This is a genomic window from Coprococcus sp. AM100_B19A (assembly GCF_027662015.1).
Lineage (GTDB): Bacteria > Bacillota > Clostridia > Lachnospirales > Lachnospiraceae > Allocoprococcus > Allocoprococcus comes.
The window spans coordinates 167399-193145 of record NZ_JAQDKN010000007.1; the positions used below are offsets into that span (position 1 = coordinate 167399).

The following is a 25747-nucleotide window of genomic DNA, read 5'->3' on the forward strand; positions in this document are numbered from 1 at the left end:
GGAGAGCAGAAGGCTGACTTCTGAACGGATCTTGTTTGCAGAAGCGTATTTTTGATGATACGGCTTCCAAGAACCAGGGCTTGTACTGGTTTCGACGGGGGCACGGAAGTCAAGGAAGCCATCCGTAGCGGGACACTACGTTAAAAGTTCCAACTAAATATAAACGCAGACGAAAATTTAGCGTACGCTGCCTAGTTGCAGCAGTCGGTCTTGAGTCTCTCATCGCTTAAGTAACCGGCTTCGACCAGATGAGGCACTTCGTTTCCAAAGCTTTGAGGGAATGGAAGAATTTATGAAGCTACTAAAGTAAGTAGCCTGTTGTTCGGCGGCTTATGGAGGGAATGTCAAAAGAATGACTGTGATGGGAGATGCCTTTATGGAAGAGCTTTCGGACAGGGGTTCGATTCCCCTCAGGTCCATACCTGTAAAACCGCTGAAAATGAGATGATTCAGCGGTTTTTGAATATGATGAGTCAAAATGAGGAGAGAGCTTTTCGCTTTCTCCTCATTTATCATACACTCTGCATTTAACAATATCGGTCTCTCTTTTTCTGCAACTGATTTTCCAATGGAACGATGTTTACATATTCCGCATGATTCTCTTCGATGCATGTCCTGACTGCATCAATGTCATCCGGATGGATCAGAAGCGCCATCCCGCAGGCTGCTTTGCCGTCAGTGTCACGTGGGGCAGGTGCAATCCGGTTAGGAAGACCTTGCTTATCCAGAAGCTCATGGAGCATCATGCCCTGTGTGTGATTGTCAAAGAGAATATAATAGCGGATATGTTTATTTTTTTCTTCCATTTTACTGATTCAGCATCTCCACAAATGCTCCGATTCTTGTACGAAGCTGTTCAGCATCTTTATCGGTGTAATCTGTTTCCAGAGAGAGTACCGGAATATTTTTCGCCTTCAGTGCTTCTGAAACTGCAAGCTTTTCTGTGTCATACAGGCAGCAGAACATCAGACTGCAGTCGATGACGCCATCTACCTGATATTCGTCTACCATACGGAGAATATCGTCGATACGTCCGGTATTTGGTGTGAAGCATGCACAGTTTGTCTTCATGTAACGTTTGGACAGATTCATGAACTGTTCATCCAGCGTTTCACCGGATTCGTCTACAAGATTTTCAAAATATCTTGTTCCTGTACACATCTCTTCGCAGACAACAGCAGCGCCGCTTGTCTCGATGATGTTATGTAATTTCCAGTTCGGAACTGCAAGAGGTGTTCCTGTGATCAGGATACGTTTTGTACCCTCCGGTACAACGGATACGCCATCTTTGATTCGCTGTTCCAGTTCGTCAGCCAGACGGTTACACATCTGGGCGCAACGTACCGGATCATCGAAGAAGGAAATCTGGGTCATGAGCAGAGCATCTCGTCCGGAAATTGGCAGACATTTTGATTTTCTGCAGTCATAAACTCTCTGAAGAGCTTTACGCTTCTCATTGCAGATACTGATCGCTTCTGCAAGCTTTTCCGGTGTAATTTCGTTTCCGGTGAATTCTTCTACAATCTTTGCAAAATCTGTAATTTCTTCTTTCCATTTGATAATATCTTTCTCACGCTTCATCTGTGGAACGTCCATAATATGCATTGGAACGTCTTTCCCGAGAATCTCGTAAGCTTTCTTCTTGCCATCGCAGGTAGTTTCCCCGACATACATATCTGCGATACGGAAGAACGGACAGGTACGTCCAAGTCTTGCTCCTACAGAAGCTTTTACAAGCGGACAGACATTTTTCGGAAGGACTTTTTCGCCGTCCGGAACCCAGAACTGTGATCCACCGCAAAGTCCTGTTACGATACCATTTGCAGCGATAATTACTTCATCCGGTACATATACGCAGAAGGTTCCGAATACCTTGCGTCCTTTTTTCTGCTCTTCAATGAGTTCGGCCGGGCGGATACCGTGCACCTCAGCGATGACCATATCCCAGAAGTCCATTGCCTTCGGGCGGTTTTCCTGTGTCATAAATACATCCCCAACTGCTGTCGGAAGAACCTGACAGAGATTGTCATGATTTTTGACATCCATCCCAAGGTCTTCCCACATTTTTTCATAATCAGCCATTTTCATTTCCTCCTTTTATACAATGACGATTTGTTAGTATCCATATATTTTGTCGCTATCCATATAAAATATTGTACAAAATGACGAATGAGTTAGTCAATGCATATGGTGAAATGTGTAAAATAACTATAAATAGGACGATATATAGAAAAAATGAATTATTGAAATACGTTTTACGTATAACCATGCAAATGTGGAATGTTGAAACTATAAAATCCTTATGATATACTGAGACAGCAGATTAACGTATAGAATAGAATTTGAAGAAAACAAATTTATTAAAAATTTAAATATCAAGACTGAGGTGGAAGAGTATGCTGGAGACCGAAAGATTAATACTGAGAAAATGGACAGAGGAAGATGCGGAAAGTCTGTTTGAATACGCAAAAGATCCGGAGATCGGACCTGCTGCAGGATGGCCGCCGCATAAGAGTGTGGAGGAAAGCAGAGCTGTCATCAAAAATGTATTTGATGGAGCAGAGTGCTACGCAATCTGTGAAAAGGAAAATAATATTGCGATAGGTGCTGTGGAACTGAAACTGAATGGATACACGAATAAAACAAAGCGTGACGATGAGTGCGAGCTTGGATATTGGCTTGGACAGCCATTCTGGGGAAGAGGCTATATGCCGGAAGCTTCTAGAGAGTTATTGAGACATGGATTTGAAGATCTTGGCATGACAACAATCTGGTGCGCTTATTATGATGGCAATCTGAAATCAAAAAGAGTGCAGGAAAAGCTGGGATTTGTTTATCATCATACCTGTAATGAAGTTCCTGTGCCGCTTTTACATGAGGTGCGGGTTGAACATACGAATGTTATGACAAAAGAGCATTGGGAAGAAATCTACAGGTAATGGTCTGGAAAGCAGGAAGTAAGGGGGAGATATGCTGACGGAAAAAGAGAAAATCTGTAAAAAAAATCTGTAAAAAAACTGAAAAAAGTATTGACATTTGTAGAAAATAATAGTAGACTAAACAAGTCGCATAAATGTGATGAGGGATCATAGCTCAGCTGGGAGAGCATCTGCCTTACAAGCAGAGGGTCATAGGTTCGAGCCCTATTGGTCCCATTACAACATAAGTTGTGAATTTCATATGGCGGGATAGCTCAGTTGGCTAGAGCACGCGGTTCATACCCGCGGTGTCGCTGGTTCAAATCCAGTTCCCGCTACTAAAGAAGGAGTCCTTGTTTGGGACTTCTTTTTGCATGGAAAAACGGTATGTTTACATTGTCCAATGTCTTGAAACTTTTACATATATGATAGCTAATGGCTCCCACACATCACATCTCTGCAACAAATAAGTTTGAGTGCCAGTTGTATGAAGACGGGTGTCACAACCGTATTTGTCAATAACTTTTATCTATCTCCTCATATCATTGTTTTTCTTGCACGCTCTCACAAAATGAATTATCCTAAAATAGAACATAAACTTCGAAAATAGGAGGATATAGAATATGGCAAAGATAGATCATGCAGCAATCAGAACGGCATCTTACGAGAATGCACAGAAATTTTTTGAAGATGTATTTGAAATGCATATGTGGAGAGAGATCGGTGAAAAACCGGGAAGAAAATGCTGGTACGAAGAAGGAATCCAGCTCTGCGAAATGGAAGAAATTAACACAGAGGGAGAAAATGGCTACGACCACATTTCAATCGCGGTGGATTCCGTGGAAGAAACGATGGAAAAGATCAAGGCTTATCCGGTAAAAGCAATCAACGACCACTGGTTCTCACTGCCGAATGGAACGAAAATAGAATTAAAACTTCTGGAAAACTGGAAAGTAAATAAATAGAATTTGGAAGTTGGAAGTTTCTGATACCAGAGGATGCAAGACGCGTTTCCGGAACAAGAGAAGAGGCAATCGCGTATCTGGGATAAGAAAAAAGATAGAGTACGTTTATGAGAAGAAAAATTTTTCAAGACGGACTCTATCTTTTTAGTTTCTGAGATAACGGGAATCTGCAGACGATGCTTTTAAATTACTTTGGATTTCAGCAAAGAATCAATCAGCCGAGATGCTTCACTGCGCGTGATCGTATCCGGATTCCATTCCGGTACTTTTTTCTTCTGGCTGCACAGTCTCTGCAAAAGAGCAACTTGTTTTGCTGTGGCAGGCTGCACTTTTTTTATTTTGTATGTAAGCTGCTGTGGCTTGAAAAGAGAAGGATCCTCATTTTCAAAATAGTGTGCCAGTGTCTGATACAGCTTGGCTGTGGCAAGTGCATCATAGTAGGCGCGGTGCGCAGCTTTATTTTCAATCTGGTAGTATTCACACAGACTGGAGAGACTTTTGGAGGGAAGTGATTTTAAGGTGCGCTGGGCAATCTTAAATGTGTCGATTCCAAATTTTTCAAAAGTAAGTCCTAAATTGGAAGCACCTGATTTCATGAAGCTGTAATCAAAGCCTACATTGTGACCGATCAGGACATCATCTTCACAGAATTCAAGAAAATCACTGATCACAGCATCGGCAGGTCTGGCATTTGCAACCATTTCATTCGTAATGCCGGTGAGATTCGTGATCATCGGGGAAATCTCTTCCTGTGGATGAATGAATTCCATAAAACGTTCGGCAACCTTTCCGTCACGGACTTTCAATGCTCCGATTTCAATAATTTCATTATATAGTGGGTCAAGCCCGGTTGTTTCCAGGTCAAAACAGACATAGGATTTTAGCATTTCAAAACCTCCGTTTCTGAAATCCTATTTTAACAGATGCGAGGAGAAAGTGCCATAGTTTTCTTGATACAAATCTCTCCGGATGGTAAGATACAGGTATATTTGCCGGTGTAAAAGAATTTTGACAGGCAAAAATGCCATTTGTAAAAGATGTTTGATAGACTTTTGGTGTTCTATATGGAATGATGTCCGTGAAAGGAAGAAACAGGAATTATGGAAATAGGGAAGAAACTAAAAAATGCACGGATAGAAGCCGGGCTTACCCAGGAGAAGGCTGCAGAGAAAATCGATGTTTCCCGCCAGACTATTTCCAATTGGGAAAATGAAAAATCGTATCCAGATATTATCAGTGTCATTGCACTTAGTGATCTATATTCCGTAAGTCTTGATGAACTGTTGAAAGGAGATCAGAAGATGGCAGAACATCTGGAAGAGAGTACAAATGTTGTAAAAAGCAACAAAAAACTGACTGGAGCAATTCTTTTAAATATTATACTGATGATACTGTTGATTGCGCTGAACATACTGTTGCCGGAAGGAACCTATTATCTGGTAATTGTATTTTGTGTGGTAATCATGAGTTCATCGGCATTGCTTTATCAGATTATCAAACGGATTTAGGAGGCGGATTATTATGGGATGGAATCAAATAGCAGCAGTAGCAAGCGGAGCAATTGCGTTGGTAGGAGCAATCTGCACCGCATGGCAGATTTATCAGATGACGGTATCAGATGCAAAAGCAAGAGGCTTAAAGCACCCGAAATTCTGGGGATTTTGGGCGATGAATGGAAATAATTCAAGTGGACTGATTCTTTATCTGATCGGTAGAAGAAAATATCCGGTCCAGAATATGAGCATCGAAGATCAGGAAAAGATTGAAACAAGAAAAAAGGCAGCAGGAGCTGCGCTTGTGTTTATGACACTTGGGGCGATTGGATTTGTGATCAATATCATGCGGATTTATATTTAATGAAGAATACGAATACGAAGAGCGGTATAGACGTTAAAAATCTATACCGCTTTTTCCAGTTCTTTTTGCATATCGATAACTTTTTCATAGATTGCATTAGCAAGTGCAGCGTGACCGGCTGCATCCAGATGCTCGCGGTCGCTTGTACTCGGAGATGCGAAAGCAGAGGCATCCAGAAATGCTGCATGATGCAGAAGTGCCACTTTGCGATATTCTTCAGCAAGCTTTTTTGAAACTTCTACGGATTTTTCATCAAATTCCGGATCAAAGCCAGGATCGCCAACACCTTCACCCAGATGAATCGGTGAAATGACGAGGAGATCAAAAGGCTGGGAAGCATTTTTCCGGGCTTTTTGGATGACTTGAGCCAATCCTTTGGCAATGGTTCCTGCGGACGCATTGTATCTTGTTTTGCAGTCGTTGGTTCCGAGCATAACGATAAGGAGATCGATAGGGTTATGCATTTCCATCGAGACACCGATCAGATCAAGTCCACGGCGTCCCTCACGAAGATCATCCTGAAATACAGTGGTTCTTCCACAAAGACCTTCTTCGATCACACGGTGGTCAGCACCCAGCTTCTTCTGAAGCAGACTGGTCCATCGGGTGTCGGTGTCAAATCTGCCGGTTCCGTCCGGTTTGTAGCCATATGTGTTTGAGTCGCCAAAGCATAAGATGTTCATTCTGTGTCACTCCTTTATAAACCTACTAAATTGATATGTTATATATGATAAATGAGATTGTTGGAAAAGTCAAGAGGTAAAATTGTATTGGAAAGGTTTCGGAAAGGTTTTGAAATTTACCTGGATTTTAATTTACATCTGTATAAAGCAAAGATATACTAATGGGTGGAGGATAAAAATTATGAAGAATAAAAGAGAAGTGTTGGTTAAACTTTTTCTATCTACATTATATCTAAGTGCATTTACATTTGGCGGCGGTTATGTGATCGTTACGCTGATGAAGAAAAAGTTTGTGGATGATTATCATTGGATTGAAGAAAATGAAATGCTGGATCTGGTGGCAATCGCGCAGTCAGCACCGGGACCGATTGCGGTAAATGGGGCAATCGTGGTTGGGTATAAGCTTGCCGGCCTTACAGGAACACTGGTTGCAATTATTGGAACGATTATTCCACCGTTTGTGATCATTTCTTTGATCTCTGCTTTTTATCATGCATTTCGGGATAATTATCTGGTGAGTCAGATGCTGGAAGGGATGCAGGCAGGTGTCGGAGCTGTGATTGCCTCGGTCACTTATGAAATGGGATGTGGAATTATAAAAAAGAAAGATAATGTGGCAACGATTGTTATGATTGCAGCCTTTATAGCAGCCTGTGTATTGGGAATCAATGTGATTTATATTGTGATTGCAAGTGGAGTTTTTGGTGTAATCCGGACAATCTGGAACAGACGGAGGAAAAGAGTATGATGTATATACAATTATTTTTAAGCTTTTTTCAGATCAGCTTGTTCAGCTTTGGAGGTGGATATGCGGCACTTCCACTGATCCAGGGGCAGGTCGTAAATGTGCATCACTGGCTCAGCATGACGGAATTTACGGATCTGATCACCATTTCCCAGATGACTCCGGGACCGATTGCGATCAATGCAGCAACCTTTGTTGGGATGAAACTGACCGGAATGCCGGGAGCGGTTGTGGCTACACTTGGATATATCACACCATCTTGCATTATCGTGACGATCATTGCAAAATTGTACTTAAAATACCGGGAAATGGACATGCTGCAGGGAATACTTGGAGGGATCAGACCGGCGGTGGTCGCACTGATCGGATCGGCGGGAATTTCCATTTTGCAGACAGCATTCTGGGGAGTTTCCGGGAAAATGGTGATATCTGATACCAGTTGGCTGATGGTTGGAATATTTGTGGTATGTGTGATCTTGCTCAGGAAGGTGAAGATGAATCCAATCTGGGTGATGGTGCTTGCCGGGGTGATGAAAGTGCTTGTTGCGATGGCAGGAAAGATATAAATTTGGTATGATTGTAGTGAAAGGTTGGGTGAAGATTGATGGAGATTATTTGTTTTCATAATCCAGATGAAGAAAATGGATATTTAGGAAATTGGTATTTATCAGAGTTTGAAGTGAATGGGATTAAATTTTCATCAATGGAACAATTCATGATGTATCGGAAAGCACTTTGTTTTCAGGATGTTGAGACAGCATATAAAATATTGGGTACAGATGATGTAGCAAAAATTAAAAAATTAGGACGGGAAGTTTGTGGATACAATGAAAATGTTTGGAATGGAGTAAGACAGATTATTGTTTACGAAGGACTTAAGGCAAAATTTTCTCAAAATGAAGAATGTTTTAACGGACTTTTCTTACCCAAATCATTGCGGGTTAGTCAAAGATATGGTATATTTAAAGTATATTTTTGTCAAAATGTACAAAAATAAGAACAAATTATAGTAGGGAGTGGTCAAGATGTATCAGGAAGAGTACAAACGTTGGCTGGAAGCAGATCTGGAAGATGCCGATCTGAGTCCGGAATTAGCGAGAATTGAAGGAAATGACGAAGAGATAAAAGATCGTTTCGCTGTAGCTCTGAAGTTTGGAACAGCCGGACTTCGTGGAGTTCTCGGAGCAGGAACGAATCGTATGAATATTTATGTAGTACGTCAGGCAACACAGGGACTGGCGAACTGGGTTAAGACACAGGGTGGCACACAGACTGTGGCAATCAGCTACGACAGCCGTCTGAAGAGTGATGTATTTGCAAAGACAGCAGCAGGTGTTCTGGCAGCAAACGGAATCAATGTCAGAATCTATGACGCGCTGATGCCGGTGCCGGCACTTTCATTTGCGACACGTTATTATAACTGCAATGCAGGTGTTATGGTAACTGCATCCCACAACCCGGCAAAATACAATGGTTATAAAGCATATGGACCGGACGGATGCCAGATGACAGATGATGCAGCAGCAATCGTATATGCTGAAATCCAGAAGACAGATGTCCTCACAAGTGCAAAATACATATCCTTCGCAGAAGGTGTAGAAAAAGGGCTGATTCGTTTCGTAGGAGATGACTGCAAGAAGGCGCTTTATGAAGCGATCGAATCACGTCAGGTAAGACCGGGACTTTGCAAGACAGCAGGACTGAAGCTGGTATACAGTCCGCTCAATGGTTCAGGACTTGTTCCGGTAACACAGGTATTAAAAGACATCGGAATCACAGATATCACAATCGTTCCGGAACAGGAATATCCAAACGGATACTTCACGACCTGCAGTTATCCGAACCCGGAAATTTTTGCAGCTCTGGAGCTTGGACTTAACCTTGCAAAAGAGACAGATGCAGATCTGATGCTTGCAACAGACCCGGATGCAGACCGTGTAGGTATTGCAATGAAGTGCCCGGATGGTTCTTACGAACTGGTAAGTGGTAACGAAGTCGGTGTTCTGCTTCTCGATTACATCTGCGCAGGACGTATTGAAAAAGGAACCATGCCTGAGAAAGCAGTTGCTGTAAAATCAATCGTATCTACTCCGCTTGCAGATGCAGTTGCAGAGCATTACGGTGTAGAACTCAGAAGCGTACTTACCGGATTCAAGTGGATCGGTGACCAGATCGCACAACTTGAAGAGGCCGGAGAAGTAGACCGTTTCATCTTCGGATTTGAAGAGAGCTACGGATACCTTGCAGGACCGTATGTACGTGATAAAGATGCTGTTATCGGATCTATGCTGATCTGCGAAATGGCAGCTTACTACAGAAGCATCGGAAGCTCACTGAAGCAGAGACTGGAAGAAATCTACGCGCAGTACGGACGTTATCTGAACAAAGTAGACAGCTTTGAATTCCCGGGACTTAGCGGAATGGACAAGATGGCAGATATCATGGAAAACCTTCGTAAGAATCCGCTCACAGAAGTAGCCGGAATCAAGGTTGCATCTGTTACAGATTACACTAAACCGGAAGAAACCGGACTTCCTTCTGCGAATGTACTGATCTACAAACTGGAAGATGGCGAGACTGTTATTGTTCGTCCTTCAGGAACAGAGCCGAAGATTAAGATCTATTACACAACACTTGGAAAAGATCTGGAAGAAGCACAGGCAAAGAAAGACAAATTCGCAGAAGCATTAAAGCCGATCATGGCGTAGCAGTCAAAAGCTGATTTTGGAGAAGGAGTCTGATCTGAATTTGCAGAGAATCAGGCTTGACAGAAAAGAACCTGGCCGATATAATAATTTTTATCGATAAGGGAGTAGTTGGCGCGATGACGTAGCTTTGTCAACATACTGACAGCAATGGCTGTCTGGCATAGCTTTAAATAATGAGACTTATTCGTAGTATTTTATGCTACGAATAAGTCTTTTTTTGTGTATACGATGAGCCAAGTGCAGATTTGTGCTTGCACAAGTATCTGCATTTGGCGAATGTACATCATCGAGCTGTTAAGCGAGATGGTGTACAAAGTATACAAATCGAGTAGGAGTCGGCCTGCTCGATTATATACGATGAGCCAAGTGCAGGCAAAGCATTGCCGCAGACAATTATTTTCACATTGGATAAGATGATTAGCTTTAAAAAGGAGAAAAATTATGGGTTTAATTGAATTGTTTTTGATTGCAGTAGGGCTGTCCATGGATGCATTTGCAGTTTCTGTCTGTAAAGGACTTGCTATGCCGAAGTGCACTTTCAAAAAGGCGGCTATTGTTGGCTTATGGTTTGGCGGATTTCAGGCATTGATGCCGGCAATTGGTTATATTTTAGGAGCGCAGTTCCAGGAAGCCATTGCTTCTATAGATCACTGGATCGCATTTGTATTACTTGCGCTGATTGGTGGAAATATGATTCACGAAGCATTGGACAATGACGAAGAGGAAGCCGATGCAAGCCTGGATGTGAAGACCATGTTCCTTCTCGCAGTAGCAACCAGCATTGATGCACTCGCTATAGGAATTACCTTTGCATTTCTTAAGGTAAATATTATTCCGGCGGTCTGTTTTATCGGAATCGTGACCTTCATCATTTCCTTTGCCGGAGTAAAGATTGGTAACGTCTTTGGAGCCCGCTATAAGAACAAAGCCGAAATTGTCGGTGGGGTCATCCTTATTCTGCTTGGCCTGAAGATTTTGTTAGAGCATCTTGGCTTTTTAGGATAAAAATAAATACGAAACTACGATCCTGTTGTTCTTCTTTCACATAAAGAACACAATTATCTGCTATTCTGGTGTATAATTAGAAATAAAGTGATAAAAGGAGCCCGTGAGAGTTATGGATAAACTGAAAATTCTTGTAGTAGATGATGAAAGCCGTATGCGCAAATTGGTGCGCGATTTCCTGGAAAGAGAAGGATATGCGGTACTCGAAGCCGGAGACGGTATGGAAGCAATGGACATTTTTTATGAGGAAAAAGATATTGCACTGATCATCCTGGATGTCATGATGCCGCATATGGATGGCTGGCAGACTTGCCGTGAGATCCGTAAAGAATCAAAGGTTCCGATCATTATGCTGACCGCAAGAAGTGAAGAGAGGGACGAGCTTCAGGGGTTTGAACTCGGTGTGGATGAGTACATTTCCAAACCGTTCAGCCCGAAGATCCTGGTTGCAAGAGTTACTGCGATTCTGCGCAGAACCAATGCGCTTGCTTCGGATGATCTGCTTCATGCGGACGGGATCGAGATTGATAAAGCAGCACATATGGTGAAGATCGATGGAAAGCCGATCGAACTCAGTTACAAAGAGTTTGAACTTCTGACATATTTTGTGGAGAATCAGGGGATCGCTTTATCGAGAGAGAAGATTCTTAACAATGTATGGAATTACGATTATTTCGGGGATGCCAGAACCATTGATACCCATGTAAAGAAGCTGAGAAGTAAACTTGGTGATAAAGGAGATTATATTAAGACTATCTGGGGTATGGGGTATAAATTCGAGGTACAGTCATGAAATATTCAATAAAAAGACAGATGATGACTGTTTTTGTAGGTCTGATTCTGTTTATGATCGTTGTATTTATGATCGTCAACGGAAGCTTTCTGGAGAAGTATTATATTTCCAATAAGAAATCAGAATTTATAAAGGCCTATACAATGGTGCAGGAAGGTGTGGAGAACGGGACAATCGATTCTGAGACACCGGAAAAAGACCTGGGAAGATTTACAGAGAAAAATAATATTTCCATTGCAGTCATCGATTCAGAATACAATGTGGTTTATACTAATGTAAGAGAAAAACAGATGATGGTCGTACAGCTTTTCGGATATCTGTACGATAAGAATCATCAGGAGGTTTTGGAAAAAACGGACAGTTATGATATCTGCAAGTCGGTTGATCCGCAAAATAATACAGAGTACCTGACCATGTGGGGAAACTTTGACAATGGTGATATCTTTATCATGCGAAGCCCGCTGGAGAGTATTCGTTCGGCAGTCATGATTTTTAACAGATTTATCGGAGTCGTCGGCGGATGTGTGATTCTTGTGAGTGTATTGCTTGCGTGGTATTTCTCAAAAAGGATCACGGAGCCGATCATGGAGCTCGCAACACTTTCACAGAAGATGGCCGATCTGGATTTTGATGCAAAATATACCAGCGGCGGAAGCAACGAAATCGGTGTACTGGGAGAGAACTTTAACCGGATGTCAGAAAGACTTGAGCAGACGATTTCCAATCTGAAAGAAGCCAACTATAAATTGCAGAAAGACATTGAACAGAAAGAAAAACGAGAAAATATGCGAAGCGAATTCCTGGGGAATGTTTCCCATGAACTGAAGACGCCGATTGCCCTGATCCAGGGATATGCAGAAGGTCTGAAAGAAGGAGTCAATGATGATCCGGAGAGCCGGGAGTTCTACTGTGAAGTCATTATGGACGAGGCAGGAAAGATGAACCGGATGGTGAAGAATCTACTTGCCCTGAACCAGCTGGAATTTGGTGAGGATGATGTACAGTTTGAACGGTTTGATATTACTTCATTGATTTCGGGTGTCCTGCAGAGTCTGGATATTCTGATCGAGCAGAAAGAAGCACAAGTGATTTTCCGCCACAAGAACCCTGTTTATGTCTGGGCAGATGAGTTTAAGGTTGAGCAGGTTGTCCGGAACTATGTCAACAATGCACTGAACCATGTCGATGGTGAGAAGGTGATCGAGATTAAGATCACCAAGGAAAATGATATGGCAAAAATTACCGTATTCAATACCGGAACGCCGATTCCGGAGGAAGATCTGCCACATATCTGGGAGAAATTCTATAAGGTTGATAAGGCAAGGACCAGAGAATACGGGGGAAATGGTATCGGGCTTTCCATTGTGAAGGCGATCATGGACTCCTTTGGAAAAGGATACGGTGCGATCAATCATACCAATGGTGTTGAGTTCTGGTTTGAACTGGACATGAAATAAACGCGAATCTTGCAATTCACACTGTAACGTGGTACATTATAAAAGAACTTATTCCTGATTGACACAGGGAAGAAGATTGTGACATGAGCGGAAAAAGCTCTTTTGAATAACTACAAGAATATAAAAATCGTGAGGATATGCGGATGATAGCGATTATTGATTATGATGCAGGAAACATTAAAAGTGTAGAAAAAGCGTTAAAATATCTTGGTGAGGATGCGGTTATCACAAGAGACAGAAAAGAGATACTTTCTGCCGATAAAGTGATCCTTCCGGGAGTCGGTGCATTTGGCGATGCCATGTACAATCTGAAAAAATATGGATTGGATGAAGTGCTTCGTGAAGTAGCAAAGAGACAAATCCCGCTTCTTGGAATCTGTCTTGGGCTTCAGCTTTTGTTTGAAAGAAGTGACGAGACGCCAGGTGTGGAGGGGCTTGGTATTCTAAAAGGAGAGATCCTTAGAATTCCGGACTGTCCGGGACTTAAGATCCCGCATATGGGATGGAACTCTCTGAAGCTTCAGAATGACGGCAGATTGTTTAAAGATTTACCTGAAGAGCCGTATGTATATTTTGTTCATTCCTACTATTTGAAAGCAACAGATGAAAGTATTGTAAAAGCGACAACCGAGTACAGCACACATATTCATGCTTCGGTTGAACAGGGAAATGTATTTGCCTGCCAGTTCCATCCGGAAAAGAGCAGTGATACAGGACTTCAGATACTGAAAAATTTTGTAGAATTGTAGGAGGGCAGACAGTGTTTACAAAGAGAATTATCCCATGTCTTGATGTGAAGAACGGACGGGTTGTAAAAGGTGTGAATTTTGTGGATCTCAAAGATGCAGGAGATCCGGTTGAGATTGCGAAGGCTTATGATAAGGCAGGTGCGGATGAACTGGTATTTCTGGATATCACGGCATCTTCGGACGACAGAAGCACGGTGGTTGACATGGTGCGTAAAGTTGCTGAGTGTGTGTTTATTCCATTTACGGTAGGTGGTGGAATCCGGACCGTTGACGATTTTAAGGCATTGCTCCGGGAAGGTGCAGACAAGATTTCCATCAATTCTTCTGCGATCAATCGACCGGAACTGATCCGGGAAGCAGCTGAGAAGTTTGGAAGCCAGTGCGTGGTTGTCGCGATTGATGCGAAAAGAAGGGCAGACGGCAGCGGTTGGAATATTTATAAAAATGGCGGACGCATTGATATGGGGATTGATGCGGTCGAGTGGGCGAAGAAAGTAGAAGCACTTGGCGCAGGAGAGATTCTTTTGACCAGTATGGACTGTGACGGCACGAAGGCCGGATACGATCTGGAGCTGACAAGGACGATCGCGGAAAATGTATCAATTCCAGTAATCGCATCTGGAGGAGCAGGTAATCTGGAGCATTTCTACGAAGCACTCGGTGAAGAGGGGAAGGCAGACGCGGCACTTGCGGCATCCCTGTTCCACTATAAAGAGCTGGAGATCAGAGAAGTAAAAGAATATTTGAGAGAAAAAGGCGTATCGGTACGTCTGTAGAGAAAAGGTGGGGAATATGGCAGCAATTAACAATGACTGGCTGGATGCACTGAAAGGTGAATTTTCCAAGCCATACTATAAGAAACTGTTTGAAACAGTGAATCAGGAATACCGGACACACCGGGTATATCCTCCGGCAGATGACATTTTTAATGCATTTCATCTGACACCGCTTAAGGATGTCAAGGTTGTGATCCTTGGTCAGGATCCATATCATGGAGATGGACAGGCAGAGGGGTTAAGCTTTTCTGTGAAACCAGGGGTTGATATTCCACCGTCACTGGTGAATATTTATCAGGAACTGCATGATGATCTGGGATGTACGATCCCAAGCCACGGCAATCTGGTGAAATGGGCGGAGCAGGGAGTACTTCTTCTCAACACGGTTCTTACGGTAAGAGCACATCAGGCTAATTCACATCGTGGAATTGGCTGGGAAGAATTTACAGATGCAGCAATCCGTGTACTCAATACCCAAGACAGGCCGATCGTATTTATCCTGTGGGGAAGACCGGCACAGATGAAAAAGAGAATGCTGACCAATCCGAACCATTTGATCCTGGAAGCACCGCATCCGAGTCCGCTTTCTGCGTATCGTGGATTTTTCGGAAGCAAACCGTTCAGCCAGACAAATAAATTCCTTGAGGCGCATGGTGTAGAGCCAATCGACTGGCAGATTGATGAATTGTAAAGAATAAAAAATAGAGATTTCGGGCAGACTGTGAAGATTTATTTGCAGTCTGTTTTTCCTTTTTTATTTCATAGGAACTTCCTATGAAACAAAAGGCACTACGTGTCGGAGATGCACATTCTTTTTGTTACTGTTCACAGTACAATGTCATTTAGTTAACGTTTAATCAGGAAGTGAATTCTTACAGAACAAATTACAGATGAGCCTTAGTGGAACCGTTTTACAGATATGTTTACGATTTACTCATGAAGGAAAGCATGACAAGAAGACAGATTGCAAATCTGCCTCAAAACGGATTATAATGATATAGGTGTCTATGCTGCCCGATATATAAAATATCGCGGTCTTCGGAAATGAGTCGTTTGGAGTCTTGGGTATTGGCGTTCATTCCTGATAGGGATCAATTCCTTTTTCAGCAGGGACATCACATCATATTGGTCTTTCTCCGTGGTCAGACGGAGAAAGGCTCTGCAGATATGGGCAGCCATAGTGAAATTGACTTTGTATTCATGTTTTGTCCTATGTTTTTCCAGTAGTGTGTAGTTTATCATTGTTTCGGTTATGTTATACGCAAGTAGCCTTGCCCATATTTCCTGTTTCACGTATTCGGGTTTATACGCATGGAAATTACTCAACCCAATGGTATATTTCAGTTTCCTAAATGAGGATTCAATAGACCATCTGGCATTGTACAAGGTTTTGATACGTTCCACAGGGAATTCATCACGTGGCAGATTGGTCACGATGCACTCGTATGTAGAAGTGCTGATAGGGAAGAGTAGAATACGGAAGGACAGCTCATATGTATCATAACTTCCATATTCAATGTAATCGAAAGCAGCTGCCTGATCAACAAAGCGTATGTAACCTTCTGTGTGGATGTCTGCCAAAACTTTTTTCGAATGGCTCCGGACCAGTATGACGCTGACATCAATATCGAAGGATTCCGCATCTGGAAAATTAAAATTGCCGACCAGTCCTTTGGAATGGATATCCTTGGTACGGAACAGGAAATACTGTCCCTGTTCCACAACATGTGCCATGTTGTTATAAGAGCAATAGCCGCGGTCACCGATATAGATATTTTTTATTCCATCCAAAACATCGTGCCGGTCAACAGTAGTAGTCTGGTGATGAGAAAGCCGGAGTGCTGAAAAAAGTGCAGGTAGAGCCATCGGCAGCCAGGAAACGGTAATGCGAATCCATAAAGGAAGCGGGCGGCAATTCCATGGAAGCGGAATTAAAGTGCCGGAATACAGCTTCCAGCGCATCAGGTTTAAGCTTTGCGCGCTGCTGGCTGAGAGCAGAAGCGGTTGGTATGGAAGAATCCAGTCCCCAGAAATCAAGCAGTTCATGGCTAATTAGTTGGAACAAAAAACGAAAGGAAAAGCACAATCCAGACGGTATCAGCGGCAGGCTACAAGAATAAATTGTGATTTCACAAGATTGGTGCTATAATAAGAGAAAAGTTCCTGCCGGGGCAGCCGCCCCGGTGGTATAGATAGAAAGGCAGGAAAACAATATGCACATCAGCTATAAGCCACTCTGGCACACACTGTTAGAGCGTGATATGAGAAAAGAGGATTTAAGGCTTGCCGCTGGTATGACAACAAATATGATTGCCAACATGAGCAAAGAGGGAAAGCACATCAGCATGGATACATTAGCCCGTATCTGCGAAACGCTGAATTGTGAGATTACCGATGTGATTGAGTTAGTACCAGACGAGCCTGCTTCCACAGGAGGTAAGGAACATGAGCGAATTGAAACCAAGAATAACGGAAAACGGAATTGATTATATCCTTGTCGGAGATTATTACATCCCGGACTTGAAACTGCCGGAGGAACACCGCCCTATCGGAAAGTACGGACGGATGCACCGGGAATATTTAAGGGAAGTCCACCCAGCCAGATTGAATACATTGATACTGACCGGGGAATTGTGGACATATCTTGCAGACCTGAACGAACAGGCACAGGAACGGTTAGACACCATCATGGAGCAGATGAAAACTGCCGAGGGCGTAACCGAGGAATTGAAGCGTACCCACCAAATGGAATGGGTGCAGCGTTGCAATAACATTCATAACCGGGCAGAAGAAATTGTTTTGCATGAGATGATTTATTCATAACGGGAGCAATTAAATCGGAGGTATATAAGATGATTGAAATTGTATTTGGTGAAAGTGCCTGTGGAAGTTTGAAAATTGCCCAAACTTACGGCAAGGGAAAGTATAGAGGAAGTGCTGTTTCAATATTTATGAGGCATGAAGACGGGAGTGTTCCATCTTCAGATGAAATGAAAAAAGCACAGCTTCAAGCACAGGAACAAGAACGCATTGCTTGGGAGAATGCTATTCCATTGGGAGGCAAGAGCTGTGATGTTTATTGTTTTGATATGGCTCTTAGTGTGGGAGATATTTCTGATAATGGAATTGGCGAACAGCGGAAAAATGTTTTCAAGAAAATGCTGTCTGTCTGCTTTGTAGAGGATTTAGATTATCAGGTTGAAGAAAAAATACAGAAAATTAAAACTACATTGACCTCAGTGATTGAACGATATGTAGCTGGGGAAGAAATTCGCATTTGGTATAGCTATAATCCAGATGAGCTTTGTGGTATGTATTGGCTTATGAAACAACTTCAACCCTTAAACTGCCAGACAACAATTTATTTGGTTAAGTTACCTACATGGGAATATGGAAAAGAAAATACTATGACATCCAAAATAGCATGGGGCGAGGTCTCTCCTGGCGAATGGGGAAACTATATAACTCTACAAGAGAAAGCTAATCCTGTATTTCTTTCAGCTTGTGCTATGAAATGGAATCAACTTCAAAATGAAAATGCACCTTTGCGTGCAATGTTAAATGGTAAATTGCAAAGCGTTTCAGAAGATATATATGATAGTTTCATTCTTCGTGAAATTGCGGAACAGCCAGAGCAATTCAAAATGGCTATTGTCATAGGTAATGTTTTAGGAAAATATCAACTTGGAATTAGTGATGTATGGATTTCCAATCGCATTGATAAAATGCTTGAAGATGGTGTGTTGGAAATTATACAGGACGCACCAAAGGGAGAAACAAATTATCGCCGAATATTAAGAAAACGAATGAAGTAATAACCACAGCACAAACCGCTGCTACATGGAATCCAACAAACCATGCAACAGCGGTTTTCCTTTACCGTTTTTTCCTCTGGTTGATAGGCGTTCCCGTTTTCTTTGATTTTTGGAGAATCCGAATAAGCCAGCGAAATTCTTCATCTGACAGATTTTTATAGTTGATACCGAGCTGCTTGCAGTAAAGCACTGCCAGTTTTTCCAAACGGCTGCCCTTGAAATTTTCGACCGCTTCCAGATTTTCTTTCAGTTCATTGGCAACAGTGGTCTGGGGCGCACTCTCACTATCCTTTTTATGGGTTTCCCGAATATCCCGGATAATCAGGTTTAGGTCATCCAGAACCATGTGGCTGAAATATTCATCATCACTGATATGGGCGGCTTGCAGCACTTTCAAATGTGGGTCATCTTCGCCAGGGCGATACCGTTCTATGATTTCATGTCGGACAGTATCGACAAGGGTGTTGAGGTTTTGAATCTGCATGGTGGCAATCCCATCCACATAAATCTCAATGTCCGCAAGAAACTTGATAAAGTCCTTATGGGTGGCAAGTTCGCAGAGCAGACGGTTGTTGATCCGACCGCTTTTCAGAAGTGCAACCATTTCATCGTTCAAATGCAGCTCCGTCAGTGGCGTGTTGATCTGCTCCCTGTTCTCTGTCCGGCACAGCAGATAATCGACGGAAACCCCATAGAAGTCTGCCAGCGTGATAAGGTTGCCATGATTGATTTCCTTAAAATCTTCTTTTTCATAACTGCCAAGGGCTGATTTAGAAATACCCGTTAGTTTTGATAGTTCTTCCAGATTTAAGCCTTTGTCCTTGCGGAGTTCCCAAAGGCGTTCCTGTATGCTTGTTGCTCCTTTCATGGGCACACGCTCCTTTCCAACGGTTTCATTGCTGCCGCTTATCTGGATTATATCACACTTTCCGTAATCGTGGAAATTTCTGATTTTTACCCTTAATTCCTACTTTGTGGACATACGGCACAGGGCACAAAAATGTTCTATGATACAGGTAGTTCATCGATGGATTATGCCAATCGAATGACCAGCCTGTGTGGGATATGCTTCCCCGGCGATGTAGCGCCATGAATTTTGGCAGGGATATGGAGGAACCCTGACCAAAACGAGCGTACCAAAGGGAGCGATACGCCGCTGTGAGATTCAGGGGAGGAACGACACCGGGGAGAACTGGCGAACTGACACCGAAATGATACCGAAACACAACAATCTGATAGGGGGACAGTCTACCCTATCGCTGATACTTCGGGAGATTTTAAGCGGCTCTATGGCTGTAATTTTACCGAAAATCGCCCCGAAACCATACACTAAAACGGGAGGAAGCGCAATATGCCGAGAATGAGCAAAAAGAGGAAGTATGAGCTTTCCTTTTACCTCAATGACCGGGGGCGTGTCACTTACAACGAATTATGCCGGAAATGCCAGCATGGGTGCAAGCAGAGCTTCCGGGCGGTTGTGATTGACTGCCCCTGTTATTTATCCAAACGAGCAAAGAAAAAGGAGGAACACACAGAATGAATTTTGAATTTATGACGATAGACACACCATTGCCGCCCTGTATGCCTTTTCCCAGAGCGTTGACAGGATTTCCAGTCAGCAGCACCGCAAAGGTCATGTACTGCCGGATGCTGGACGCTATGCTCTCCAAAGGGCAGGAGGACGAGAACGGAATCCTCTTTGTCTGCTTCCCTGTCACAGCCATTGCCGCAGTCCTGTCCCGCAGCTCCATGACGGTCAAGCGTTCTCTGAATGAACTGGAAACTGCCGGACTTATCATGCGGGTGCGTCAGGGCATTGGAGAACCAAACCGGATTTATGTGCTGATACCGGGAAAGGAGGACGCTGCCCTTGCCTGATACCTCAAAGCTGGAAAAACTCAATCGGGAGTTGGAAAAAAGCGAAAAGAAACTGCGGAAAGCCATCAATGATGAAAAGGCATTGCAGCACCAGTTGAAACAGCTTACCCGAAAGGAACGGACGCACCGGCTCTGTACCCGTGGCGGTATGCTGGAAAGTTTTCTGCAAGAGCCGGAACGCCTGACAGATGATGATGTCATGCTGTTGTTGAAACTCATTTTTCACAGACAGGACACGCAGGAACTATTGAAAAAACTGCTGGAACGGGAGATGCCGGAACCCCCTTAGTTTACTAAGGGCGCAATTATACACCACCCAAAGGTTGGTGCATTGCGTTCTCCGAAGGCTCCTCGCCGGAGGGCTGTGATTTTCCGCAGTCATGGTCTGCTCCAAATCATACAGGGGACGCTACGCTTCCCCTGCGCTGGCTGTCGCCAGCTACCCTTTTGTGGACTTGCCGCCCGGAAACACCTTGCGCTGCAAGCTGTTCCCGTCCAGCAAGTTTTATCAGTCGAGCTATCCTTATCTACGGTAATTTAGTATAATAAGGTCAAAAAACAGAACGCTATCATTGTGCAACCGATATGCAACTGATAATTGCTTGATAGTTGGTGGTAGCAACACGGTAATTCAGATAGAATAAAGCCAACAAAGAAAGGAGGTCATCCAAATGTTAGTAAACATCATTATGATTGTAGTCGGAATAGTTTTCTCATGTATCTTTGTCGGCTTGCTTATCCTTGTTATTCGTGCATTGCTTAAATATATCCGTACAGAGAAATGAAGCCAACAGCAACATTAGGAGGTGGTCAAATGAAAGTAACCGTATTTATGATAATCGTTGGAATAATTTTCTTATGTATCTTTGTTGGTTTGCTTACCCTTATTGTTCGTGCATTACTCAAATATATCCATTCAAAAGATGTACGGCAGGAAAAATCCGTAGTGAGGAAATCGTTGGGTGAAGCACTCAAAGTACACAGAACACAGTGCAAAATGACGCAGGAATTTGTTGCTGAAACGATTGGTGTTAGCAGGCAGGCTGTTTCAAAATGGGAAAATGGAACATCCGACCCTTCCACATCAAATCTTTTTGCACTTGCAAAACTTTACGGTATTTCTGTTGAAGAATTACTAAAAGAAGTTGAATAATCTTCATGCAGATATTTTATTTCATCATCGGGCCACCCTGACCCGAACTTTCAAAACTGAATACCAGCCGCCCACCGGCGGCACCACCGAGCAGGAAATCTGAAAAGGTCTCCTGCTTTTTTTCTGCCCCAAATGAGGTGGTAAAACGCCACCCCATCCACCAATTACCGAAAGGAGGGACACGAAATGCCCTGTCCACACAACGAAATCTCGATTGTGCAGCGAAGCCAACAGCAGTCTGCGGTTGCCGCCGCTGCCTACCAGAGCGGCGAAAAGCTGTTCTGCGGATACGATCAGGAAGTGAAGCACTACCCGGAAAAGCGTGGTATCGTCCACAATGAAATCTTGCTTCCGGCAAATGCCCCACGGTCGTATGCAGACCGCAATACTTTATGGAACGCCGCCGAAGCGGTGGAGAAGCAATGGAATTCCCAGCTTGCAAGGCGGTGGGTGCTTACCATCCCCAGAGAGATACCGCCCGACCAGTACGCCGCCCTTGTCCGGGATTTCTGCAATCAGCAGTTTGTTTCCAAAGGAATGTGCGTGGATTTTGCCATCCATGACAAAGGGGACGGAAACCCTCACGCTCATGTCATGCTGACTATGCGGGCAATGGATGAACATGGGAAATGGCTTCCCAAGAGCCGCAAGGTTTATGACCTTGACGAGAACGGGGAACGGATAAAACTTCCGTCCGGCAGATGGAAAAGTCACAAGGAAGATACGGTTGACTGGAACGACCGCAAGTATTGTGAAATCTGGCGGCATGAATGGGAGATCATCCAGAACCGCTATCTGGAAGCCAACAACCGCCCGGAGCGGGTGGATCTCCGTTCTTATGAAAGACAGGGGCTTGATATTATCCCTACCGTCCATGAGGGTGCTGCTGTCCGGCAGATGGAAAAGCGAGGGATTCAGACCAACATCGGAAATCTGAACCGGGAAATCAAAGCCGCCAACAGCCTGATGAAGTCTATCCGGCAGCTTATTAAAAATCTCAAAGGCTGGATTATCGAGCTTAGTGAAAAACGAAAAGAACTGCTTGCGGAAAAAGCTGCGGAGGAAGCGGTATTTCTTCCCAATCTGTTGATGAAGTACATGGAGGTACGAAAGGCAGAACGGAGCGACTGGACACGGGCGGGACAAAACCGTGGAACTTCCAAAGACTTAAAGGCAGTCAGCGAAGCCCTGTCCTATCTTCAGAGAAAGGGACTTTCCACCGTGGAGGATTTGGAAAACTTTATAGAAACGTCCGGGAAATCTGCCGCCGACTACCGAAAGCAGATGAAGCCAAAGGAAACCCGCAGCAACGTGATTGACGCTATCCTTGCCGCCCGGACGGACTGTAAGGAATGTAAGCCCGTTTATGAGAAATACCAGAAGATATTTTTCAAGAAAACTAAGGAAAAATTCAAGCTGGAACACCCGGAGGTTGCCCGGTTTGAGAAAGCCAGTGCCTACCTTGCCAAGCACCCGGATGATAAGGACAGCACGAAAAAGGAGCTTTTGCAGGAACAGGCGAAGCTTGTGGGCGAAATCGCAGACTTGAAAGTACCGTTGACCGAGGTGCAGGAAGATTTGAAGAAGCTGCGGGACATCCGCTACTGGGTACGGAAAGCCACACCCGGCACAGAGGAAAGCAAAGAGCCGCCCAAGAAGCAGCCCCTCAAAGAAGTCTTGCAGGATAAGGCTGACGAGAAGAAAGCACAGAAAAACGCCCCGGCGCAGACGAAACACAAACAACAGGATATGGAACTTTAACAGGCACTTGCCATTTTCAGATTGAGAATGATAAGTGCCTTTTCTTTTTTACAAGGAGGAATTGATTTGAATGTATTTGAAGCTGTGAAGCAGTCCGTTACGACAAGACAGGCTGCGGAGCATTACGGAATCCGGGTAAACAGAAACGGGATGGCTTGCTGCCCGTTCCACAACGATAAGACCCCCAGCATGAAGCTGGACAAGCGTTTCCACTGCTTCGGATGTGGTGCAGATGGGGATGTGATTGATTTTGTAGCTGCCCTGTACGGGCTGGGGAAAAAGGAAGCCGCCGCACAGTTGGCGAGTGACTTCGGGCTTGCCTATGAGGACTGGAAGCCACCGGGCAGGGCAAGGAAGCCCAAGCCCCGGCAGAAATCCCCGGAAGAACAGTTCCGGGAAGCAAAGGCACATTGCTTCCGTGTCCTTGCCGATTATCTACACCTCTTACGGGTATGGAAAACCGACTATGCCCCGCACTCCCCGGAGGAAGCGTTTCATCCCCGGTTCGTGGAAGCCTTGCAGAAGCAAGCCCATGTGGAATATCTGCTGGATGTGCTGCTGTTCGGGGAGACAGAGGAAAAAGCGGTTTTGATTATGGACTACGGAAAGGATGTGATACAGCTTGAACAGCGAATGGCAGAGCTTGCAGCCGCAGACGCAGCAAGAACTAAAAAACACCATGAACGCCATGCAGACGCCCCAGAGCGTTGAGGAAGTAAAGGCAACTCTGGAAACCACCGAGAAAGGCGGCGTCCGCCAGAGCATACGGAACTGCCTGACCGTATTCCAGCGTGACCCTGTGCTTGCCGGGGCAATCGCCTACAACATCCTGACCGACCGCAAGGACATCATAAAGCCCATCGGTTTTCACAGAGAAAGCACAGCCCTGACCGATACGGACATGAAGTATCTGCTTCTCTATCTGGAGGAAACCTACGGGCTTACCAGTGAGAAAAAGATTGAAACCGCCATCGGGATTGTGGCGAATGAGAATAAGTACCACCCCATCCGGGATTTTCTGAACAGCCTTGCATGGGACGGGACTGAGCGCATCCGCTTCTGTCTGCGGCACTTTCTGGGAGCTGATGTGGACGATTACACCTATGAAGCCTTGAAGCTGTTCATGCTGGGGGCGATTACAAGGGCATTTAAGCCCGGAAGCAAGTTTGAAATCATGCTGTGTCTGGTAGGCGGTCAGGGGGCTGGCAAATCCACCTTCTTCCGGCTGCTGGCAGTCCGGGACGAGTGGTTTTCCGATGATTTGCGGAAGCTGGACGATGATAACGTGTACCGCAAGCTGCAAGGTCACTGGATAATTGAAATGTCGGAAATGATGGCAACCGCCAATGCCAAGAGCATTGAGGAAATCAAGTCCTTTCTAAGCCGCCAGAAAGAGGTTTACAAAATTCCCTATGAAACTCACCCGGCAGACCGCCCCCGTCAATGCGTGTTCGGCGGCACTTCCAACGCCCTTGACTTTCTCCCCCTTGACCGTTCCGGCAACCGCCGATTTATCCCGGTCATGGTGTACCCGGAGCAAGCCGAGGTTCACATTTTGGAGGACGAAGCCGCTTCCAGAGCCTATATCAGCCAGATGTGGGCGGAAGCAATGGAGATTTACCGAAGCGGCATGTTCAAGCTATCATTCAGCCCAGCCATACAGCGGTATCTCAAAGAACACCAGCGGGATTTTATGCCGGAGGACACCAAAGCCGGGATGATACAGGCTTACCTTGATAAGTACACCGGGGAAACGGTCTGCTCCAAGCAGCTCTACAAGGAAGCCTTAAACCACACCTTTGATGAGCCGAAGCAATGGGAAATCCGGGAAATCAACGAGATAATGAACCAGTGCATTACCGGGTGGAACTACTTTTCCAATCCGAGGATGTTTGCGGAATACGGCAGACAAAAGGGCTGGGAGCGTGAAATCCCGGCAACGGACACCGACAACCCGCCCGAAAAATCTATGGACGGTTTTGTGGAGGTCACAGAGCAGATGGAGCTTCCATTCTGAAAATGACAGCCCGTTGCCGACTTCGTTGCTATCCCGTTGCCGAGCCGGTTGCCGGGGAAAATCCCTTATTTCCGGGCTTTTTCCCTCTCTGACAACCAAAACAACAGAAAAATAAAAGAAAAGTATAAATAGTAATCAACGCCAGATTGAGATTGTTTGCAAGGTCTTTTGAAGCCCGTTGCCGGACTTCGTTGCCGACCGTTCTCTGTCTGGCTATTTTCATGTATGGAGGATAACTGCCTATGGCGAAAAATAAGACCAAGATTGAAGTGACAACCGTATTTGACGGGGAACTGGACGCCACCGATGTGTTCGTCAGCCTGATTTCCCAGAAATACGGCAAAACAAATACAAAAGAATATCTTGCTAAAAAGAAAGATTTGAAGTATAATGAAGATGAGGTTCAACAGAGCCAGATACCGTCTGGATTGTGTGGGTAAATGGCTATGATGAACGAAATGGAATAC

31 protein-coding genes, 2 tRNA genes and 1 other RNA gene are annotated in these 25747 nt (G+C 44.3%); 28 read left to right on the forward strand and 6 right to left on the reverse strand.

Annotation, left to right across the window (positions count from 1 at the left end):
• The first annotated feature begins 76 nt into the window (after positions 1-76).
• Positions 77-422, forward strand: a transfer-messenger RNA (tmRNA) gene (gene ssrA / locus PGQ33_RS09375).
• Between the two features lie 105 nt (positions 423-527).
• Here the strand turns inward: ssrA and PGQ33_RS09380 are convergent.
• Both PGQ33_RS09380 and PGQ33_RS09385 read right to left on the reverse strand, forming a co-directional pair.
• Positions 528-806: a DUF3343 domain-containing protein gene (locus PGQ33_RS09380; protein WP_055156326.1), complete on the reverse strand. Its 279-nt coding sequence runs from the start codon at positions 804-806 to the stop codon at positions 528-530.
• 1 nt (position 807) lies between these two features.
• Positions 808-2082: a double-cubane-cluster-containing anaerobic reductase gene (locus PGQ33_RS09385; protein WP_117557690.1), complete on the reverse strand. Its 1275-nt coding sequence runs from the start codon at positions 2080-2082 to the stop codon at positions 808-810.
• 314 nt (positions 2083-2396) lie between these two features.
• Here PGQ33_RS09385 and PGQ33_RS09390 point away from each other — a divergent pair, with 314 nt between their 5' ends.
• The 4 genes from PGQ33_RS09390 (at position 2397) to PGQ33_RS09405 (ending at position 3883) form a co-directional block, all read left to right on the forward strand.
• Entirely contained in the window at positions 2397-2939 is a 543-nt protein-coding gene (locus PGQ33_RS09390) for a GNAT family N-acetyltransferase (RefSeq protein WP_195509173.1), read from the forward strand.
• A 143-nt stretch (positions 2940-3082) separates the two neighbouring features.
• A tRNA-Val gene (locus PGQ33_RS09395) sits at positions 3083-3155 on the forward strand.
• 27 nt (positions 3156-3182) lie between these two features.
• Positions 3183-3256, forward strand: a tRNA-Met gene (locus tag PGQ33_RS09400).
• A gap of 285 nt (positions 3257-3541) precedes the next feature.
• The gene (locus PGQ33_RS09405) at positions 3542-3883 is read left to right on the forward strand and encodes a VOC family protein (protein WP_117557694.1); all 342 of its coding nucleotides are present in this window, start codon (positions 3542-3544) and stop codon (positions 3881-3883) included.
• Between the two features lie 182 nt (positions 3884-4065).
• On the opposite strand, the gene PGQ33_RS09410 is transcribed toward PGQ33_RS09405, so the two are convergent.
• On the reverse strand, positions 4066-4770 hold the full coding sequence (locus PGQ33_RS09410; RefSeq protein WP_270205632.1) for a 3'-5' exonuclease: 705 nt from the start codon (positions 4768-4770) through the stop codon (positions 4066-4068).
• A gap of 213 nt (positions 4771-4983) precedes the next feature.
• On the opposite strand from PGQ33_RS09410, the gene PGQ33_RS09415 reads away from it, so the two are divergent.
• Positions 4984-5391 (forward strand): helix-turn-helix domain-containing protein, encoded by a 408-nt coding sequence (locus PGQ33_RS09415; RefSeq protein ID WP_195502519.1) that lies wholly within the window; start codon positions 4984-4986, stop codon positions 5389-5391.
• Between the two features lie 13 nt (positions 5392-5404).
• Complete coding sequence (locus tag PGQ33_RS09420) at positions 5405-5740, forward strand: hypothetical protein (RefSeq protein WP_055261784.1); 336 nt, start codon at positions 5405-5407, stop codon at positions 5738-5740.
• A 41-nt stretch (positions 5741-5781) separates the two neighbouring features.
• On the opposite strand, the gene PGQ33_RS09425 is transcribed toward PGQ33_RS09420, so the two are convergent.
• Complete coding sequence (locus PGQ33_RS09425; protein ID WP_270205633.1) at positions 5782-6423, reverse strand: GDSL-type esterase/lipase family protein; 642 nt, start codon at positions 6421-6423, stop codon at positions 5782-5784.
• A gap of 181 nt (positions 6424-6604) precedes the next feature.
• Between PGQ33_RS09425 and PGQ33_RS09430 the strand changes: the two genes are divergently transcribed.
• The 10 genes from PGQ33_RS09430 to PGQ33_RS09475 all read left to right on the forward strand — a co-directional run bounded on the left by PGQ33_RS09430 (position 6605) and on the right by PGQ33_RS09475 (position 15347).
• Positions 6605-7171 (forward strand): chromate transporter, encoded by a 567-nt coding sequence (locus PGQ33_RS09430; RefSeq protein ID WP_055249188.1) that lies wholly within the window; start codon positions 6605-6607, stop codon positions 7169-7171.
• Positions 7168-7734, forward strand: a complete 567-nt coding sequence (locus PGQ33_RS09435) for a chromate transporter (RefSeq protein WP_022220131.1) — start codon at positions 7168-7170, stop codon at positions 7732-7734. Before PGQ33_RS09430 ends, PGQ33_RS09435 begins: the two co-directional genes overlap by 4 nt.
• A gap of 38 nt (positions 7735-7772) precedes the next feature.
• On the forward strand, positions 7773-8165 hold the full coding sequence (locus tag PGQ33_RS09440; protein WP_173825395.1) for an NADAR family protein: 393 nt from the start codon (positions 7773-7775) through the stop codon (positions 8163-8165).
• Positions 8166-8193: 28 nt separating this feature from the next.
• Positions 8194-9876: a phospho-sugar mutase gene (locus PGQ33_RS09445; RefSeq protein WP_270205634.1), complete on the forward strand. Its 1683-nt coding sequence runs from the start codon at positions 8194-8196 to the stop codon at positions 9874-9876.
• A gap of 441 nt (positions 9877-10317) precedes the next feature.
• Positions 10318-10881, forward strand: coding sequence for a manganese efflux pump MntP (locus PGQ33_RS09450; protein ID WP_055249194.1), 564 nt, complete (start codon positions 10318-10320; stop codon positions 10879-10881).
• 112 nt (positions 10882-10993) lie between these two features.
• Positions 10994-11674: a response regulator transcription factor gene (locus PGQ33_RS09455; protein ID WP_022220129.1), complete on the forward strand. Its 681-nt coding sequence runs from the start codon at positions 10994-10996 to the stop codon at positions 11672-11674.
• Positions 11671-13131: a sensor histidine kinase gene (locus PGQ33_RS09460; protein WP_270205635.1), complete on the forward strand. Its 1461-nt coding sequence runs from the start codon at positions 11671-11673 to the stop codon at positions 13129-13131. Before PGQ33_RS09455 ends, PGQ33_RS09460 begins: the two co-directional genes overlap by 4 nt.
• Positions 13132-13274: 143 nt before the next feature.
• Complete coding sequence (gene hisH, locus PGQ33_RS09465) at positions 13275-13880, forward strand: imidazole glycerol phosphate synthase subunit HisH (protein ID WP_270205636.1); 606 nt, start codon at positions 13275-13277, stop codon at positions 13878-13880.
• An 11-nt stretch (positions 13881-13891) separates the two neighbouring features.
• The gene (gene hisF / locus PGQ33_RS09470; RefSeq protein ID WP_117823503.1) at positions 13892-14656 is read left to right on the forward strand and encodes an imidazole glycerol phosphate synthase subunit HisF; all 765 of its coding nucleotides are present in this window, start codon (positions 13892-13894) and stop codon (positions 14654-14656) included.
• Positions 14657-14672: 16 nt separating this feature from the next.
• Positions 14673-15347, forward strand: coding sequence for a uracil-DNA glycosylase (locus tag PGQ33_RS09475; RefSeq protein WP_022220126.1), 675 nt, complete (start codon positions 14673-14675; stop codon positions 15345-15347).
• Positions 15348-15661: 314 nt separating this feature from the next.
• Here the strand turns inward: PGQ33_RS09475 and PGQ33_RS09480 are convergent, their stop codons facing one another.
• On the reverse strand, positions 15662-16702 hold the full coding sequence (locus PGQ33_RS09480) for a transposase (RefSeq protein ID WP_270205637.1): 1041 nt from the start codon (positions 16700-16702) through the stop codon (positions 15662-15664).
• Positions 16703-16869: 167 nt separating this feature from the next.
• On the opposite strand from PGQ33_RS09480, the gene PGQ33_RS09485 reads away from it, so the two are divergent.
• Genes PGQ33_RS09485 through PGQ33_RS09495 form a run of 3 tightly spaced genes read left to right on the forward strand, consistent with a single transcriptional unit; the run spans position 16870 to position 18471 of the window.
• A complete protein-coding gene (locus PGQ33_RS09485; RefSeq protein ID WP_002593556.1) occupies positions 16870-17142 on the forward strand; it encodes a helix-turn-helix domain-containing protein in 273 nt (90 codons plus the stop codon).
• The gene (locus PGQ33_RS09490) at positions 17102-17479 is read left to right on the forward strand and encodes a TnpV protein (RefSeq protein ID WP_005927690.1); all 378 of its coding nucleotides are present in this window, start codon (positions 17102-17104) and stop codon (positions 17477-17479) included. Before PGQ33_RS09485 ends, PGQ33_RS09490 begins: the two co-directional genes overlap by 41 nt.
• Before the next feature lie 29 nt (positions 17480-17508).
• Positions 17509-18471: a DUF3658 domain-containing protein gene (locus PGQ33_RS09495; RefSeq protein WP_005927687.1), complete on the forward strand. Its 963-nt coding sequence runs from the start codon at positions 17509-17511 to the stop codon at positions 18469-18471.
• Between the two features lie 61 nt (positions 18472-18532).
• On the opposite strand, the gene PGQ33_RS09500 is transcribed toward PGQ33_RS09495, so the two are convergent.
• A complete protein-coding gene (locus PGQ33_RS09500; protein WP_005924756.1) occupies positions 18533-19339 on the reverse strand; it encodes a helix-turn-helix domain-containing protein in 807 nt (268 codons plus the stop codon).
• Positions 19340-19822: 483 nt separating this feature from the next.
• Between PGQ33_RS09500 and PGQ33_RS09505 the strand changes: the two genes are divergently transcribed.
• The 8 genes from PGQ33_RS09505 to PGQ33_RS09540 all read left to right on the forward strand — a co-directional run bounded on the left by PGQ33_RS09505 (position 19823) and on the right by PGQ33_RS09540 (position 25720).
• On the forward strand, positions 19823-20011 hold the full coding sequence (locus PGQ33_RS09505; RefSeq protein WP_005927683.1) for a hypothetical protein: 189 nt from the start codon (positions 19823-19825) through the stop codon (positions 20009-20011).
• A complete protein-coding gene (locus PGQ33_RS09510) occupies positions 20008-20349 on the forward strand; it encodes a DeoR family transcriptional regulator (protein WP_005927681.1) in 342 nt (113 codons plus the stop codon). The genes PGQ33_RS09505 and PGQ33_RS09510 overlap by 4 nt, the downstream gene beginning before the upstream one ends.
• On the forward strand, positions 20342-20638 hold the full coding sequence (locus PGQ33_RS09515) for a DUF3847 domain-containing protein (RefSeq protein WP_005927679.1): 297 nt from the start codon (positions 20342-20344) through the stop codon (positions 20636-20638). The genes PGQ33_RS09510 and PGQ33_RS09515 overlap by 8 nt, the downstream gene beginning before the upstream one ends.
• A gap of 525 nt (positions 20639-21163) precedes the next feature.
• A complete protein-coding gene (locus PGQ33_RS09520) occupies positions 21164-21502 on the forward strand; it encodes a helix-turn-helix domain-containing protein (protein WP_003509323.1) in 339 nt (112 codons plus the stop codon).
• A gap of 186 nt (positions 21503-21688) precedes the next feature.
• Entirely contained in the window at positions 21689-23263 is a 1575-nt protein-coding gene (mobQ, locus tag PGQ33_RS09525; RefSeq protein ID WP_008394607.1) for a MobQ family relaxase, read from the forward strand.
• A gap of 66 nt (positions 23264-23329) precedes the next feature.
• Entirely contained in the window at positions 23330-23974 is a 645-nt protein-coding gene (locus PGQ33_RS09530) for a CHC2 zinc finger domain-containing protein (RefSeq protein ID WP_270205638.1), read from the forward strand.
• The gene (locus tag PGQ33_RS09535) at positions 23943-25280 is read left to right on the forward strand and encodes a virulence-associated E family protein (protein ID WP_270205640.1); all 1338 of its coding nucleotides are present in this window, start codon (positions 23943-23945) and stop codon (positions 25278-25280) included. The genes PGQ33_RS09530 and PGQ33_RS09535 overlap by 32 nt, the downstream gene beginning before the upstream one ends.
• A gap of 242 nt (positions 25281-25522) precedes the next feature.
• Positions 25523-25720 (forward strand): hypothetical protein, encoded by a 198-nt coding sequence (locus tag PGQ33_RS09540; protein ID WP_002595176.1) that lies wholly within the window; start codon positions 25523-25525, stop codon positions 25718-25720.
• Positions 25721-25747 lie beyond the last annotated feature (27 nt).

Bases quoted from the DNA above. Each gene is read 5' to 3' on its own strand.
- PGQ33_RS09380 (WP_055156326.1), bottom strand. From the start codon at position 806: ATGGAAGAAAAAAATAAACATATCCGCTATTATATTCTCTTTGACAAT.
- PGQ33_RS09385 (WP_117557690.1), bottom strand. From the start codon at position 2,082: ATGGCTGATTATGAAAAAATGTGGGAAGACCTTGGGATGGATGTCAAA.
- PGQ33_RS09390 (WP_195509173.1), top strand. From the start codon at position 2,397: ATGCTGGAGACCGAAAGATTAATACTGAGAAAATGGACAGAGGAAGAT.
- PGQ33_RS09405 (WP_117557694.1), top strand. From the start codon at position 3,542: ATGGCAAAGATAGATCATGCAGCAATCAGAACGGCATCTTACGAGAAT.
- PGQ33_RS09410 (WP_270205632.1), bottom strand. From the start codon at position 4,770: ATGCTAAAATCCTATGTCTGTTTTGACCTGGAAACAACCGGGCTTGAC.
- PGQ33_RS09415 (WP_195502519.1), top strand. From the start codon at position 4,984: ATGGAAATAGGGAAGAAACTAAAAAATGCACGGATAGAAGCCGGGCTT.
- PGQ33_RS09420 (WP_055261784.1), top strand. From the start codon at position 5,405: ATGGGATGGAATCAAATAGCAGCAGTAGCAAGCGGAGCAATTGCGTTG.
- PGQ33_RS09425 (WP_270205633.1), bottom strand. From the start codon at position 6,423: ATGAACATCTTATGCTTTGGCGACTCAAACACATATGGCTACAAACCG.
- PGQ33_RS09430 (WP_055249188.1), top strand. From the start codon at position 6,605: ATGAAGAATAAAAGAGAAGTGTTGGTTAAACTTTTTCTATCTACATTA.
- PGQ33_RS09435 (WP_022220131.1), top strand. From the start codon at position 7,168: ATGATGTATATACAATTATTTTTAAGCTTTTTTCAGATCAGCTTGTTC.
- PGQ33_RS09440 (WP_173825395.1), top strand. From the start codon at position 7,773: ATGGAGATTATTTGTTTTCATAATCCAGATGAAGAAAATGGATATTTA.
- PGQ33_RS09445 (WP_270205634.1), top strand. From the start codon at position 8,194: ATGTATCAGGAAGAGTACAAACGTTGGCTGGAAGCAGATCTGGAAGAT.
- PGQ33_RS09450 (WP_055249194.1), top strand. From the start codon at position 10,318: ATGGGTTTAATTGAATTGTTTTTGATTGCAGTAGGGCTGTCCATGGAT.
- PGQ33_RS09455 (WP_022220129.1), top strand. From the start codon at position 10,994: ATGGATAAACTGAAAATTCTTGTAGTAGATGATGAAAGCCGTATGCGC.
- PGQ33_RS09460 (WP_270205635.1), top strand. From the start codon at position 11,671: ATGAAATATTCAATAAAAAGACAGATGATGACTGTTTTTGTAGGTCTG.
- hisH (WP_270205636.1), top strand. From the start codon at position 13,275: ATGATAGCGATTATTGATTATGATGCAGGAAACATTAAAAGTGTAGAA.
- PGQ33_RS09475 (WP_022220126.1), top strand. From the start codon at position 14,673: ATGGCAGCAATTAACAATGACTGGCTGGATGCACTGAAAGGTGAATTT.
- PGQ33_RS09480 (WP_270205637.1), bottom strand. From the start codon at position 16,702: ATGAACTGCTTGATTTCTGGGGACTGGATTCTTCCATACCAACCGCTT.
- PGQ33_RS09485 (WP_002593556.1), top strand. From the start codon at position 16,870: ATGCACATCAGCTATAAGCCACTCTGGCACACACTGTTAGAGCGTGAT.
- PGQ33_RS09490 (WP_005927690.1), top strand. From the start codon at position 17,102: ATGAGCGAATTGAAACCAAGAATAACGGAAAACGGAATTGATTATATC.
- PGQ33_RS09495 (WP_005927687.1), top strand. From the start codon at position 17,509: ATGATTGAAATTGTATTTGGTGAAAGTGCCTGTGGAAGTTTGAAAATT.
- PGQ33_RS09500 (WP_005924756.1), bottom strand. From the start codon at position 19,339: ATGAAAGGAGCAACAAGCATACAGGAACGCCTTTGGGAACTCCGCAAG.
- PGQ33_RS09505 (WP_005927683.1), top strand. From the start codon at position 19,823: ATGCCGAGAATGAGCAAAAAGAGGAAGTATGAGCTTTCCTTTTACCTC.
- PGQ33_RS09510 (WP_005927681.1), top strand. From the start codon at position 20,008: ATGAATTTTGAATTTATGACGATAGACACACCATTGCCGCCCTGTATG.
- PGQ33_RS09520 (WP_003509323.1), top strand. From the start codon at position 21,164: ATGAAAGTAACCGTATTTATGATAATCGTTGGAATAATTTTCTTATGT.
- mobQ (WP_008394607.1), top strand. From the start codon at position 21,689: ATGCCCTGTCCACACAACGAAATCTCGATTGTGCAGCGAAGCCAACAG.
- PGQ33_RS09535 (WP_270205640.1), top strand. From the start codon at position 23,943: ATGAACGCCATGCAGACGCCCCAGAGCGTTGAGGAAGTAAAGGCAACT.
- PGQ33_RS09540 (WP_002595176.1), top strand. From the start codon at position 25,523: ATGGCGAAAAATAAGACCAAGATTGAAGTGACAACCGTATTTGACGGG.